Consider the following 14,048-nt stretch of genomic DNA (forward strand, 5'->3'; position numbering starts at 1 on the left):
GGCGACTTTTATATTTTATTATAAACAATATATCTTGTCAATAACTTTTTTCGTTTTTTATTTGATGATAAAATTTCTTGCCCTTCTCTCAAAAGCGACTTAGTTAATATATCATGTAAACAACTTAGAAAGCAAGCATAAATTTTTATGTTTTAATTTTCCAATTCCTTTCCGGCTTTTAATTTATTCATAATAAGAAAAACTCGCGGGCGGTGCCGCTCGTCCTTTTTCCACACAAAAGACAAACGGCCGCTTTGTGGCCCTTCGGTCGGACCGGCAAAACATCCGGGTACCTCGAGGGGGGAAACCATTGCCGGTCTTTCTCTCCCTTAAGGGCCACACGCTCCACACGGAAAAAGCAATGGTCGGCACACGCCTCGCGAGTTTTTTTTCGCTTGCGAATGGAAGGAAAATACATTTTGCTTTATCACTGTAAAGCGGAATATACTTTCCTATACATAAATAAAAAAGGTGAGCACTACACTCACCTCTCTATGCTTCGCTCCTTATGCTTCTTCCATAATTCCCTCATCGGCTTCTTCGTCCGACTGTTCTGATACAGTACGCTCGCGCATCAGCGGGAACAGCAGGACATCACGGATAGACGGGGAATCCGTCAACAGCATCACCAAACGGTCAATACCGATACCCAGTCCGCCCGTCGGAGGCATGCCGTATTCAAGCGACTCCAGGAAGTCTTCATCCATCATATGCGCTTCGTCGTTACCGGCTTCCCGCTCTAACAATTGTGATTCAAAGCGTTGGCGCTGGTCAATCGGATCATTAAGCTCGGTAAATGCATTGGCATGTTCACGCCCCACAATAAACAGTTCAAAACGATCCGTAAAACGCGGATCTTCTTCATTCTTCTTCGCAAGCGGCGACACCTCAACCGGATGTCCGTAAATAAAGGTAGGTTGAATCAACGTCTCTTCCACAAAATGTTCGAAGAATTCATTGACAATATGCCCGTATTTCGCGCCCGGGGGTACCGGAATGTTATGCTTCTTCGCCAGTTCAACCGCTTCTTCGTCGCTCATCTGCGGCCAGAAATCAACCCCGGTCACTTCTTTAATAGCATCCACCATATGGATTCTCTTCCATTGCGGCTTTAATTCAACCTGATGACCCTGATAGTCAAATAAAGTCGTACCAAATACATCCTGAGCGATATGTGCAATTAACTCTTCCGTTAAGCGCATAATATCTTTATAGTCCGCATATGCCTCATATAGCTCAATCGATGTAAATTCAGGATTGTGACGTGTAGAAATTCCCTCATTACGGAAGATACGGCCAATCTCATATACTTTCTCAAGACCACCGACAATCAACCGCTTCAAGTGCAGCTCCGTTGCGATACGCATATATAAACGCATATCCAATGCATTATGATGCGTAATAAAAGGACGTGCAGCAGCACCACCCGGAATGCTGTGCATGGTCGGAGTCTCTACTTCAAGATAGCCACGCTCATCCAAATAACGGCGCATCGACTGTAGAATCAAGCTACGAGCGATAAACGTATCCTTCACATTCGGATTCATAATTAAATCCAGATAGCGTTTGCGGTATCTGGTCTCCACATCTTTTAAGCCATGAAATTTCTCCGGCAGAGGACGCAGGGATTTGCTCAACAGCGTTATTTCTTTCGCTTTCACGCTTGTCTCCCCTGTTTTCGTCTTGAAAATTACGCCGGTTACACCAAGAATATCGCCGATATCGCAAAGTTTAAACATATCATACGCCTGTTCACCGACCTGATCTTGGCGCACATAAATTTGAATACGGCCGCTTTGGTCCTGCAGATGCGCAAAGCCGGCTTTGCCCTGTCCGCGCTTGGCCATCATCCGACCCGCAATAGATACTTCAATCCCCTGCTCGTCCAACTGTTCCTTTTCTATCTCATCATACTGATCCAGAATTTCTTTAGCTGTGTGAGAGCGCTCAAACCTCTTACCAAACGGATCGATTCCGTTCTCACGCAGCGTATGTAGCTTTTCACGCCGAATTTGTTCCAATTCACTTAACTCTTCTTGTCGAGACATGCTTGCTTTCAACTCCTCAAAATCTTTTACCATAATTGTAGCCTAAAACCGGCTAAAAGCTCCCACGTAACCGAAGGAGCTTAGCCAAAATTAGTCCACTTTAATATCCAAAATTTCGTAACGTACTACACCAGCGGGAACGTTTACATCTACAATAGATCCTTTCGATTTGCCAAGAAGCGCCAATCCTACTGGCGATTCATTCGAGATCTTATTCTGTGTTGGATCAGATTCCGCTGAACCTACAATTTTGAACTCCATTTCTTCGTCAAACTCAAGGTCCTTTACTTTAACAGTAGAGCCAACGCTTACAATACCGGTATTCAGTTCATCGCCCGAAATCACACGCGCGTTACGCAACATTTTTTCGAGTGTAATGATACGACCTTCAATAAAAGCCTGTTCGTTTTTCGCTTCTTCATATTCTGAGTTCTCGGATAAGTCGCCGTAGCTAATCGCTTCTTTAATGCGCTGAGCCACTTCACGGCGTTTGACCGTCTTCAACTGTTCCAGTTCTTCTTCGAGCTTCTGCAAACCTGCAGCGGTCAGAATTACTTCTTTTTCCGTCATTTTCACATTCCCCCATCCTAATACAGTCTTTTCTTTTCCTGCGCCTGATGTATCGTAGAGTGTATGATAAAATTGTATTTATTATGCGAATAGTAGACATATATGAAACTGCCAGTGAAAGCACTGGCAGTTTCCCATGCAGATATGAAGGTATTATATGGTAGCCCTCGACTAATGTCAAATCGCGTTAATGAACCGCTTCTACCTTTTTGGCCTCATGCTTCGCCGCATACTCTGCAGCTTTCGCCTCTATCCGTTCAAGATAGGACAACAGAAGATTCGCCATACCTTCACGCGTTTCCTGCACATTAATTTCGTCACGGATTTGTGCTGATGCTGGCAGACCCTTCAGATACCAGGCAGCATGTTTGCGCATCTCCAGCACACCCACTTTCTCGCCCTTTACCTTGATGAGACGGTCAAGATGAAGCAATGCGATTTGAATCTTCTCACGCGGAGTCGGATCCGCTGGAAGCTCACCTTTGGTCAAATACTCAACCGTACGGTACAGCATCCAGGGGTTACCGAGCGCGGCACGGCCAATCATGACACCGTCGCAGCCCGTTTCCTCAATCATTCGCTTCGCGTCTTCCGGCGTAGCGACGTCTCCGTTGCCGATAACCGGAATGCTGACAGCTTCCTTCGCCTGACGAATGTAATCCCAGTTGGCTTTGCCCTGGTACATCTGCACACGTGTTCTGCCGTGTACCGCAATCGCCTGGCCGCCTGCTCTCTCTACCGCTTTGGCGTTATCGACGACATAAATATGATCGTCATCCCAGCCAATGCGCATCTTTACTGTAACCGGCTTCGATACGTTCTCGACCACCGCGGACACTATCTCTTCGATCTTGTTGGGCTCTAAAAGCAAGCGTGCGCCCGCATCGCAGCTAACGATCTTAGGCACCGGACAGCCCATATTGATATCGATAATATCGGCATTTGTATGCTGATCCACATATTTCGCCGCCTGCACCAGCGTTTCTTTATCCCCGCCGAAAATCTGCAGGCTTAACGGCTTCTCACGCTCATCGACATACAACATCTCGATCGTTTTCTTGTTCCCGTGAACAATGCCTTTATCGCTAACCATCTCCGCACAAACAAGCCCCGCCCCAAACTCCTTGGCAATCAAACGAAACGCCGGATTACATACACCGGCCATCGGAGCAAGCACTACGTTATTTTTCAACTCGATGTTTCCTATTTTCAGGTTAGCCATGCTTCCACCTTCCACATATACTTTGTGTAAAAAGTACGGGCCATTCCTTGTATGTTCAAAAAAAGCCGCTAATTATTTCCCTATTTTATCATAGGATTGCTCCCAGTCAAGCGTATTCCATTTCCTTACACCTTCCTTCCCGTCCACTTTCGCAAGCGCATCCGATATGTGCAAAAACTCCACTTCTCCTCCTGCCTTATAAGGAATCTGAACTTCAGGTGCAATTTCTGCAAGTGGTACGAGGACAAAAGCCCGCTCTGTCATTCTGGGGTGCGGAATTTGCAAATCGCCATCATCCAACCATTCATTCCCATATAAAAGAATATCGATGTCCAGCGTTCGCGGTCCCCAGCGAATTGTGCGTACTCTTCCTAATTCGGCTTCAACTTCCTGGGTACGGGAAAGCAGCTCTGCAGCGCAAAGGCTGGTTTCGATTTTAATAACAATATTGAGAAATGCGTCTTGCTCCGTATAACCGACTGGATCGGTTTCATAGATAAAAGAGCTTTGCAGCACGCGGATTCCAGGTGTTTGATTGATCAAATTCACTGCCTGCACCAATAATTTTTCCCGCTCTCCCATGTTTGAACCCAATCCGAGGAAGGCCTTTGTGCGTTGTTTATCCATTAGCTCTTTCCCGACTGCGCTTAATCTCTACCGCCACAGATTGGTAATGCCCGGGAATTGGTGGATCCGGCTTGGTCACACGAACAAGAATCTCGTCAATAAGCAGGTAACTATCCAGAATTTTAGCTGCCAGACGTTCCGCGATCGCTTCTACGAGTTCATACTTTTCATTTTCTACAACCTGCTGAGTCGTTTTATAAATGTCGGCGTAGTTTACGGTATCTTTCAAATTATCACTGTGCCCCGCTTTTGAAAGATCAAAATAAATCTCCAGATCGACATAGAAACGCTGCCCTAGCGTATTCTCCTCTTTAAATGCGCCATGATAGCCCCAAAATTCCATTTTATTAAACAGAATTTTATCCATCGCTATATCACTCCTTCTCTTGCCGCCAGCCGTACAGCATTGCATCCATCATACGACAGATGCGCACCATCGGCTGTACATCATGCACCCGCACAATTCGGCAGCCCCGCTCTATGCCGAACGCCACTGTCGCCGCCGTTCCTTCCATCCGTTCCGTTACCGGTACATTACCTAATGCTTTGCCGATGAACGACTTACGAGACGTGCCCAACAACACCGGAAACCCCAGCGCGACCAGTTTATCCATATGGTACATCATTTCGAGATTATGCTCATACGTTTTGGCAAATCCAATTCCCGGATCCAGAATAATGTGATTGTCCTTTACCCCGGCTTCCCGCACCAGGTTAATACACTCCCTCATATCCTGTAGCACGTCATCCACGAAAGACGTATAATTTTTGTTATGACGATTATGCGTTAATACGACCGGCACATTCGCTTCAGCCATAACCTTTGGCATCAGCGGGTCGGCTTTGGCTCCCCAGACATCGTTGATAATATGCGCACCCGCCGCCACTGCCTGTCTGGCCACTTCTGCTTTGTATGTATCAATGGACAGCGGAACGTCAATTTCACGGGACAATCTCTCAATTACCGGAATGACCCGTTCCAATTCTTCCTCCATGCTGACCGGTTCATGCCCCGGACGCGTTGATTCGCCTCCGATATCGATAATGTCCGCCCCTTCTTCCACCATCTGACGCGCATGCATCAGAGCTTGCTCTACACTCTGATAATGTCCGCCATCAGAAAAAGAGTCCGGTGTTACATTAAGTATTCCCATGACCAGCGTACGCCGGTGAACGGGTAATTCATATGGACCTGCCTGTATTCCTTGCCGCATGCTCTTCTTCCTCCCTGTTAGTATGTCCGGCCTGGATTTAGACAATATGCTTCCGGTATAGCTCAAGCAATTGTCTGGTGATCGTTCCTATTGTACCCTCGCCGATTCTTTTTTCATTCACCGTATGAATCGGCACGATTTCCTGGATGGCATTCGTTATAAACACCTCATCGGCCACCATGAGACGCTCAATATAATACCAGCCTTCCCGTACGGTGTATCCGTGCGCTTCAGCCAATTCCATCACAAATTCCCGTCTTGTGCCAGGCAGAATTCCCGTTTTTATGTCTGGTGTATAGATTACACCTTCCGAGATAAAGAACAGATTCGATACAATTCCTTCCGCCAGGCACCCGTTCTCGGTCAAAAATAACCCCTCTACGTCCGGATTCGCTCCGATTTCCATTTTACCGAAACGGTTGTTCATATAATGGTGCGACTTAAACCGCCATTCTCCCTCTGGCGAGTTGCGCGGCCGCTTCAGTACCTGCAGTTTCTTTCCGGTTTCATACAATGCGGGCGGAAATTCCGGTACAGGCTTGGCGAAGATTAGCCAGCTCGGTTCATCATATACACCGGCATAGGGTCCCAGCCCTTTATCTCCCGCCGTCAGGTCAACCCGGACATATGCATCGTGCAGTTGATTGGCGCTCAGCGTTTCAAGAATCGCAAATCGCAGTTCTTCCCGCGTCATTGTAACGTCGATGCCAAGCTCTTCCGCCGCCTGACGAAGGCGGTTGTAATGCCGCTCCAGAAGCGCGATATGTCCGCTGTATACCCGCATTGTCTCAAATAGCCCCAAACCATAAAGAAAGCCGTGATCAAACGGCGAGATCACAGCTTGTTGACTATCCATAATACGTCCATCGAGAAAAACTTTCACGATTTTCTCGCTCCTTTATTTATATATTCGTAAGTGGAGCGTAGCGCACGAGGAAGTTTTGGAGCAATTGTTTGCCGTGTTCCGTCATAATCGACTCCGGATGAAATTGCACGCCCTCTACCGGAAATTCGCGGTGGCGCAGCGCCATAATTTCCCCCTCCGCCGTCTCCGCGGTAATCTCCAGACAATCCGGCAATGTTTCCCGCTCTACGATAAGCGAATGATACCGCGTTGCTCGAAACGGTACAGGCAATCCGGCAAAAATACCTTCTCCATTGTGGAATACTTCCGATGTCTTTCCGTGCATTAAGCGCTCTGCCCGGATCACCCGGCCACCAAATACTTGGGCAATCGACTGATGGCCCAAACATACGCCAAAAATCGGAATCTTGCCCGCAAACCTCTCAATCGCCTCCAGACTGATACCCGCTTCGTTCGGGGTACACGGTCCCGGTGAAATCATCAGATAAGAAGGGGCCAGTTCTGCAATCTCGTCGCATGTAATCTGGTCGTTGCGCACAACGCGCAATTCTTCTCCCAATTCTCCCAGGTACTGGACCAAGTTGTACGTAAATGAATCATAGTTGTCAATCATCAGAATCATACTCGACTCTCCTCTCTCGAACTCTTCTCAACTCTTCGCTTAGCTTCCGTTAAAGAAAGCGCCCTCCATAGAGCTTCTGCCTTCTTTAATGATTCATAATACTCTGCTTTGGGCACAGAGTCAATCACAATTCCTGCACCGGCCTGCACATGGGCTTCTCCGTCTTTCAAAACAATCGTCCGGATGATAATGTTGCAGACAGCGTTTCCGTCGAATCCCAGAATGCACATTCCTCCGGTATACGGCCCTCTCGTTACCGGCTCTAACTCTTCAATAATTTCCATCGTCCGTACTTTCGGTGCGCCGGTAATCGTTCCTCCCGGAAAAGCGGCGATGATTGCATCGTACATATCTTTATCATCGGCCAACTCCCCCACTACATTTGAGACGATATGCATCACATGCGAGTACTTCTCCACGACCATCAACTCGTTGACATGCACGGAACCGAAGCGGCTGACCCGTCCTAAATCATTGCGCTCTAGATCAACAAGCATAATATGCTCGGCCACTTCTTTTTCGTTATCAAGCAGCTCACGGACCAGCGCCGCATCCTCTTCATCCGTCTGTCCCCGCCGGCGCGTTCCGGCAATCGGACGTGTACTGAGCCGCTTGCCTTTTACTTGAATCAATAGCTCGGGAGATGCGGATACAAGCTGAAATTCCGGAAACCGCAAGAGTCCCATGTACGGTGAAGGATTGATCATTCTCAGCACTTCATAAATTTCTTCAGCTTCACATTCCGTTCTCCTGGTCTGCCTGACGGAAAGATTGACCTGGAAGACGTCGCCTGCGGCGATATATTCCTGCGCTCGTGTAACGGCCTGCTCAAATTCTCCCTGGTTAAAAGAAGTTTTTATCTCGTCCAAATACTCTTCTCGCTGTCCTTCCATTTCAGGCAGGGTAGGATGTTCGAATCCTTCCGAAGCCGCCTCAAGCATAAGGGACATTGTTGCAAGCCGTCCTTCCGCCTCCTCAATTCCACGCAATTCGGCCCGTTCTCCAACATGCACAATCATAAATATCTCTTTATTCTGATGGTCAAAAGCATAGAACTGTTCCACTTGCATGAGATAGATGTCAGGAAGTTGTAAATCATCTTTTGCCAGGCGCGGCAACGCTTCGTAATACCGACCCGTATCGTAACTTAGGTAACCGACCGCTCCGCCTATCCAATCCGGCAAACCGGCTTTTGCAGTTTCATCTGCACCGGGTGAGAATTCGTGTCCCATCCAGTGCCGTACCACTGTCATCGGATCTGACATGACGGGTGATAAAGGCTGCCCGTTCTCGCTAATCTGCCCGTTTTTATATACCAGAGAAGCGGCCGGTTTCGCCCCTACATAGGTATAACGTCCATTTCGTCCGCTTTCCAGAATAAAGGCGTATTCGCTTTCTGTCCGCAGCTTTTTGTACAACTGCCATGGGTTTTGAGCTACCCATTTGATTGTTTGCCATAGCGGTGCACGTTCGTAGTCTGTAAGCCATTTCGCTGTCCATTCTCTCGGTTGTCTCACTTGCTTCCCTCCATCCATTGCTTCCTGCATGAAACGAGCCCTTGCCTCCACACAGGACAAGGGCTCTCATTCTTTTATTATACTTATTCTTCGTCAAATTGATAAAGAGGGGTACTTAAATATCTTTCACCATTGCTTGGAATAATAGCGATGACATTCTTGCCGGGCCCTAATTTCTTGGCCACCTTCTTGGCGGCATGTATGGCCGCACCGGAGGAAATACCGCCGAGAATACCTTCTTTCCGTGCCACCTGGCGGGCCATGCTAAATGCTTCTTCGTTCTCTACTTTGATGACTTCATCATAAATTTCTGTATCAAGCGTATCTGGAATGAATCCTGCGCCGATCCCCTGGATTTTGTGCGGTCCAGGCTTTCCACCGGAAAGTACGGGCGATGCTGCCGGCTCGACAGCGACAATGTGGATGTTCGGGTACTTTTCCTTTAACACCTGTCCGGCGCCTGTAATCGTTCCTCCCGTACCAATCCCGGAGATAAAGGCATCAACTCCGCCAATTTGCTCTGCCTGTTCCAGTAACTCCTTACCGGTTGTCTCCCGGTGAATCTTCGGATTGGCCGGATTCTTAAACTGCTGCGGCATGAAGTAATCTTTATTCTCACGAACCAACTCTTCCGCTTTCCGGATAGCGCCTCCCATGCCTTCTGCTCCTGGTGTAAGCAAAAGCTCTGCCCCATAAGCACGCAGCAGGTTACGGCGTTCCATGCTCATCGTGTCCGGCATCACCAACAGGGCTTTGTATCCTTTAGCCGCCGCTACCATGGCCAGACCGATTCCTGTGTTTCCACTTGTCGGCTCTACAATTGTCATGCCTTCTTTCAAAGTGCCTTCCCGCTCTGCCGCCTCAATCATGGAAAGAGCAATCCGGTCTTTTACGCTGCTGCCGGGATTAAAAAACTCCAGTTTCAAATAAATATTTGCTTCATCTGCTTCCGTCACCCGATTTAACTTTACTAATGGCGTGTATCCAATTAAATCGGTAATGGATTGAGCTACCCGCATCAGAAATCCTCCTCATCAATCCCTACTATTTGAATAGGTTTTGTACATATTATACCAATCGACCTATATAAACGTCAATTGCCCATTACAAATTTGCGCGAAGATTCTCTAAATCCTCTCTATTCAAATGATATGTCTCATTACAGAAATGGCAGGTAATCTCGGCCTCTCCCTGCTCTTCGATCATAGCATCAAGTTCCTCTTTGCCAAGGCTGATTAGGGCCCGATTCACACGGTCCAGCGAACAATGACAGCTAAATACGACTTCATGCTTATCGAGTAGAGTAAAGTCGGCACCTAAAATTTCGTACAGTATCTCTTCAGGAGACATACCTTCATCAATCATAGTGGATACCGGACGGATAGAAGCGAGCGTTTTTTCCAGTTTCTCAATCACGTCCTCAGGCGTGTTTGGCATTAATTGAATGATAAAACCTCCAGATGCTTTTACCGTGTTATCCGGATTTACTAGTACGCCTACACCGACTGCAGAAGGCACCTGTTCAGAGACAGTAAGATAGTAGGTCAAGTCTTCCCCAATCTCGCCGGAAACGATTGGGCTTGTGCCTTGATACGGCTCTTTTAGCCCTAAATCCTTTGTGACGGTGATACTGCCTTCCGTCCCGACTACACGTCGTACATCAAGCTTTCCTTTTTCGTTCTTCTCACTATAATGGACATGCGGATTATGTACGTAACCGCGCACTTCTCCTTTCGCATTGGCATCGGCTACAATCTGGCCGACAGGTCCATTGCCGCGCACTACGACTGTCAGACGTTCATCGCCTTTCAGCATAGCACCCATCATCACCGCGCCGGAGACCGTACGGCCAAGCGCCGCGCTTACAATCGGCCAAGTATCCAGGCGACGCTGAATTTCCCGCATTGTATCTGTAGTACATACCGCGAACGCGCGTACAAAGCCATCATGCGCAATTCCGCGAATTAAATGATCCTTCATTTGTTCTTCCTCTTTCTTCTTTGAAGTATCGGGGACATTCCCCCATATCTTTAAAATTAGTTTACCACAACCTGTGTATGAAGCAAAAAGACGGGAACATTCCCGCCTTTCTTCGTTACTTCTTATTACGGTTGTAAATCAATCGAAGTCCCTTCACCGTTAACCACGGATCTACAATATCAATTTCGTTGGACTCGCTTCCGATAAGCTCGGCCAGCCCGCCTGTGGCAATGACCCTCAGCTCTTTGGCAACTTCCGCTTTCATACGACGGACCAGTTCATCTACTTGACCCACAAACCCATAAATGATACCTGACTGCATAGCATGAATGGTATTACGTCCGATAACACTCGGCGGCTTTACCAACTCAATGCGGGGAAGCTTAGCCGCCCGACTGTACAGAGCCTCAGTGGAAATTCCGATACCTGGCGCAATGGCCCCGCCATGATAGCCACCTTCTTCATCAATGAAACAAAACGTCGTCGCCGTACCGAAGTCCACGACAATTAACGGCGTTCCATAATAATGAATGGCAGCCACCGCATTCACAATCCGGTCCGCCCCGACTTCGCGCGGGTTTTCCGCTTTGATGTTCAGTCCGGTTTTAAGTCCCGGTCCAATGACCATCGGTTTAATATCAAAATACTTATGGCACATTTTTTCTAGTGGAAACATCAGCGGCGGAACGACGGAAGATATGATAATACCTTCAATATCACTAAATGTGAGTCCTTTATCGGCAAGCAGACTTTTAATCAGCATGCCAAACTCGTCGGCCGTCTTGCCCCGGTCCGTGCTGATGCGCCAGTTATGCTTTAATTCGTCACCTTCATATACACCAAGCACAATATTTGTGTTCCCTACGTCAATGACAAATAACATTGTATCCCTGCCTATCGTTTTCTTTCGTTTAAATCAAGACTAATATCCAGTGCAGAAACGGAGTGCGTCAAACTTCCCACTGAAATGACATCAACGCCGGTGGCTGCAATCCTTTCTATTGTATCCAGATTAATACCGCCTGAGGCTTCCAGAATTATGCGCCCATTCACACGCTTTACCGCCTCTTTCATCGTTTCCGGCTCCATATTATCCAGCATAATAATATCCGGCGCGCAAGCGATGGCCTGTTCAAGCTGTTCAAGCGTTTCTACTTCTACTTCAATGCGCATTGTATGGGGAATTGCCGCCCTTGCACGCGATACAGCTTCACTTATGCCACCTGCCGCTTTAATATGGTTATCTTTAATCATCACAGCATCAAACAGGCCTAGACGGTGATTATGACCGCCGCCCACAGTGACCGCATATTTTTCGAGCATTCTTAGTCCCGGCGTGGTCTTACGCGTATCCACTATGCGAACTTTTTCACTTACGGCACGCGCTTTTTCAACATATTTACGCGTCATAGTAGCAATACCGGATAGTCGCTGCAGCAGGTTTAAAGCGAGACGTTCACCGGCTAAAACGCTTTGCACACGTCCGTCCACCTGCGCAATGACCGTGCCTTTTTCAACAAAAGCTCCCTCCTCTACTTTTGGTGAAAAGACAAGTCCGGAATCAACAAACGAAAATACCCTCTTCGCCACATCAAGACCTGCAATTACGCCGTCCTGCTTGGCGTACAAAATACCGGTTCCTTCTAATTCCTCCGGTACTGTCGAAAGGCCGGTTACATCACCAAACCCGATGTCTTCCTGAAGCCACATCTCAATCTGTTGGTCCAGTAAACGTTCATTCATCTTCATTCGCGCTTCTCTCCTCTAAAACCCCGTCTTCAATCGACTGGACGATATGCTTGCGCCAAACAAGCTCGTCCCGCTTCGGAAAGTCATCACGGTAATGTCCGCCGCGGCTTTCTTCCCGAAGCAATGCCGCATTCGCAACCAGGCATGCGCATGTCAGCAGATTCAGGTATTCCAGCTCTTCAGGCTTCTCCATTTTCATGCGGAATGCTTTTGCATAACGCTCCAACTCGCGAACCGCTTTGGTCAACCCTTTTTCACTTCGCTTTAAGCCGACATGCGTAAGCATTAGCTTCTGCATACGCAGCTTACGCTCCATCACCGTCTCGCTTTTCATCGTTTGCTGGCGCATCAACGAGAAAGAAACAGCCGGTATATCATTACCGATGTCTGTAAGCTCATTGATTCGCTCAGAAATGCGGCGCCCGAAGACGAGCGCTTCTGCCAGTGAGTTGCTGGCCAACCGGTTTGCACCGTGCACCCCGGTACATGAGACCTCACCACAGGCAAATAGCCGTCTGGTCGCCGTCTCACCGTACAGGTCGGTTTTAATTCCTCCCATAATATAATGGGCAGCCGGAGCAACTGGAATCCAATCCGTTACCATGTCCAATCCGTAGCGAAGACAAACTTTGTAAATATTCGGGAAACGGCGTTTGATTAACTCTTCTGATTCATGGGTAATATCCAGGTAAACAAACGTGGAACCCGTTGACTCCATTTCAGACACCATCGCGCGCGCAACCACGTCGCGGGGAGCCAGTTCCTTCAGTGGATGATACTTCTCCATAAAACGCTCTCCGTTGATATTACGCAGGACCGCTCCTTCACCACGTACCGCTTCGGAAATCAGGAACCGTGGAGCACCTGGGTAGCATAACGAAGTTGGATGAAACTGGATGAATTCCACGTCTTTAATATAGGCCCCAGCCCGGTACGCCATGGCCATCCCGTCGCCGGTGGCAATTTCCGGGTTGGTGGTATAGCGATATAACTGTCCGGCTCCGCCGGTAGCCAATACAGTCGCATTGGCCCGTACATAGACCACCTGCCCGTCAGGCTTGCGCACAAGTGCACCGATGCATTCGCCCTGATGGGTCACCAAATCGAGCGTAAAATGATTCTCGAGAATCGTAATCCGCTCGTTAGCCAGCGCACGTTCCGAAAGCGCGCGCACAATTTCCGCTCCCGTAGCATCCCCCTGGGCATGAAGAATGCGGCGCTGGCTGTGAGCCCCTTCTTTTGTTAAAGCCAAAACCCCGTCTTCCTCATCAAATTTGGTTCCATAATGAATTAAATCGGTAATACAGGATGGACCTTCGTTAACCAATACCTCAACCGCTTCATTGGAACAGATGCCCGCACCGGCGATTAAAGTATCCTGTCTGTGCAGTTCAGGGGAATCCGTCTCTGCCGTAACAGCGGCAATGCCACCCTGCGCATAACGGGTATTGCTCTGCGTCAAATCGGTCTTGCTTAGCAGAATGACATCACGACTTTCGCTTATTTTCAGTGCAGTATAAAGGCCGGCAATTCCTGAACCGATGACTAGCACATCGGTTGTATACATTTCAAGTTCCGTCAACTTAAAGTCGATGACATAGCGTGGTACCATCTGTTTTATCCTTCTTTCTTAC

The 14,048-nt window shown here is 48.1% G+C and carries 14 protein-coding genes; all 14 read right to left on the reverse strand.

The window, feature by feature from the left end:
• Positions 1-506: 506 nt before the first annotated feature.
• On the reverse strand, positions 507-2,048 hold the full coding sequence (lysS, locus tag ADA01nite_RS09960) for a lysine--tRNA ligase (protein ID WP_146809812.1): 1,542 nt from the start codon (positions 2,046-2,048) through the stop codon (positions 507-509).
• Between the two features lie 90 nt (positions 2,049-2,138).
• On the reverse strand, positions 2,139-2,618 hold the full coding sequence (gene greA, locus ADA01nite_RS09965; protein WP_146809864.1) for a transcription elongation factor GreA: 480 nt from the start codon (positions 2,616-2,618) through the stop codon (positions 2,139-2,141).
• A 187-nt stretch (positions 2,619-2,805) separates the two neighbouring features.
• A complete protein-coding gene (gene dusB / locus ADA01nite_RS09970) occupies positions 2,806-3,831 on the reverse strand; it encodes a tRNA dihydrouridine synthase DusB (RefSeq protein WP_146809865.1) in 1,026 nt (341 codons plus the stop codon).
• A gap of 81 nt (positions 3,832-3,912) precedes the next feature.
• Positions 3,913-4,467 (reverse strand): 2-amino-4-hydroxy-6-hydroxymethyldihydropteridine diphosphokinase, encoded by a 555-nt coding sequence (gene folK, locus ADA01nite_RS09975; protein ID WP_146809813.1) that lies wholly within the window; start codon positions 4,465-4,467, stop codon positions 3,913-3,915.
• Positions 4,460-4,834 (reverse strand): dihydroneopterin aldolase, encoded by a 375-nt coding sequence (gene folB / locus ADA01nite_RS09980; protein ID WP_146809814.1) that lies wholly within the window; start codon positions 4,832-4,834, stop codon positions 4,460-4,462. The genes folK and folB overlap by 8 nt, the downstream gene beginning before the upstream one ends.
• 7 nt (positions 4,835-4,841) lie before the next feature.
• Positions 4,842-5,681, reverse strand: a complete 840-nt coding sequence (folP, locus tag ADA01nite_RS09985; protein ID WP_146809815.1) for a dihydropteroate synthase — start codon at positions 5,679-5,681, stop codon at positions 4,842-4,844.
• Between the two features lie 37 nt (positions 5,682-5,718).
• Positions 5,719-6,564: an aminodeoxychorismate lyase gene (pabC, locus tag ADA01nite_RS09990; protein WP_246147288.1), complete on the reverse strand. Its 846-nt coding sequence runs from the start codon at positions 6,562-6,564 to the stop codon at positions 5,719-5,721.
• Positions 6,565-6,583: 19 nt separating this feature from the next.
• Entirely contained in the window at positions 6,584-7,168 is a 585-nt protein-coding gene (gene pabA, locus ADA01nite_RS09995) for an aminodeoxychorismate/anthranilate synthase component II (RefSeq protein WP_146809817.1), read from the reverse strand.
• Complete coding sequence (locus tag ADA01nite_RS10000; protein ID WP_246147289.1) at positions 7,165-8,685, reverse strand: anthranilate synthase component I family protein; 1,521 nt, start codon at positions 8,683-8,685, stop codon at positions 7,165-7,167. Before ADA01nite_RS10000 ends, pabA begins: the two co-directional genes overlap by 4 nt.
• An 83-nt stretch (positions 8,686-8,768) precedes the next feature.
• Positions 8,769-9,704: a cysteine synthase A gene (cysK, locus tag ADA01nite_RS10005; RefSeq protein ID WP_146809818.1), complete on the reverse strand. Its 936-nt coding sequence runs from the start codon at positions 9,702-9,704 to the stop codon at positions 8,769-8,771.
• 85 nt (positions 9,705-9,789) lie between these two features.
• Positions 9,790-10,665, reverse strand: coding sequence for an Hsp33 family molecular chaperone HslO (gene hslO / locus ADA01nite_RS10010; RefSeq protein ID WP_146809819.1), 876 nt, complete (start codon positions 10,663-10,665; stop codon positions 9,790-9,792).
• 115 nt (positions 10,666-10,780) lie between these two features.
• The gene (locus ADA01nite_RS10015; protein WP_146809820.1) at positions 10,781-11,548 is read right to left on the reverse strand and encodes a type III pantothenate kinase; all 768 of its coding nucleotides are present in this window, start codon (positions 11,546-11,548) and stop codon (positions 10,781-10,783) included.
• 11 nt (positions 11,549-11,559) lie between these two features.
• Complete coding sequence (gene nadC / locus ADA01nite_RS10020) at positions 11,560-12,414, reverse strand: carboxylating nicotinate-nucleotide diphosphorylase (protein ID WP_146809821.1); 855 nt, start codon at positions 12,412-12,414, stop codon at positions 11,560-11,562.
• Complete coding sequence (nadB, locus tag ADA01nite_RS10025; protein ID WP_146809822.1) at positions 12,401-14,026, reverse strand: L-aspartate oxidase; 1,626 nt, start codon at positions 14,024-14,026, stop codon at positions 12,401-12,403. The genes nadC and nadB overlap by 14 nt, the downstream gene beginning before the upstream one ends.
• Positions 14,027-14,048 lie beyond the last annotated feature (22 nt).

The sequence above is a fragment of the Aneurinibacillus danicus genome, from assembly GCF_007991215.1.
GTDB lineage: Bacteria > Bacillota > Bacilli > Aneurinibacillales > Aneurinibacillaceae > Aneurinibacillus > Aneurinibacillus danicus.

What these genes read in the sequence shown, in the direction of transcription:
- folB (WP_146809814.1), bottom strand. Translation starts at nt 4,834, where the DNA reads ATGGATAAAATTCTGTTTAATAAAATGGAATTTTGGGGCTATCATGGC.
- hslO (WP_146809819.1), bottom strand. Translation starts at nt 10,665, where the DNA reads ATGAAGGATCATTTAATTCGCGGAATTGCGCATGATGGCTTTGTACGC.
- lysS (WP_146809812.1), bottom strand. Translation starts at nt 2,048, where the DNA reads ATGTCTCGACAAGAAGAGTTAAGTGAATTGGAACAAATTCGGCGTGAA.
- cysK (WP_146809818.1), bottom strand. Translation starts at nt 9,704, where the DNA reads ATGCGGGTAGCTCAATCCATTACCGATTTAATTGGATACACGCCATTA.
- folP (WP_146809815.1), bottom strand. Translation starts at nt 5,681, where the DNA reads ATGCGGCAAGGAATACAGGCAGGTCCATATGAATTACCCGTTCACCGG.
- ADA01nite_RS10015 (WP_146809820.1), bottom strand. Translation starts at nt 11,548, where the DNA reads ATGTTATTTGTCATTGACGTAGGGAACACAAATATTGTGCTTGGTGTA.
- folK (WP_146809813.1), bottom strand. Translation starts at nt 4,467, where the DNA reads ATGGATAAACAACGCACAAAGGCCTTCCTCGGATTGGGTTCAAACATG.
- pabA (WP_146809817.1), bottom strand. Translation starts at nt 7,168, where the DNA reads ATGATTCTGATGATTGACAACTATGATTCATTTACGTACAACTTGGTC.
- greA (WP_146809864.1), bottom strand. Translation starts at nt 2,618, where the DNA reads ATGACGGAAAAAGAAGTAATTCTGACCGCTGCAGGTTTGCAGAAGCTC.
- nadC (WP_146809821.1), bottom strand. Translation starts at nt 12,414, where the DNA reads ATGAAGATGAATGAACGTTTACTGGACCAACAGATTGAGATGTGGCTT.
- nadB (WP_146809822.1), bottom strand. Translation starts at nt 14,026, where the DNA reads ATGGTACCACGCTATGTCATCGACTTTAAGTTGACGGAACTTGAAATG.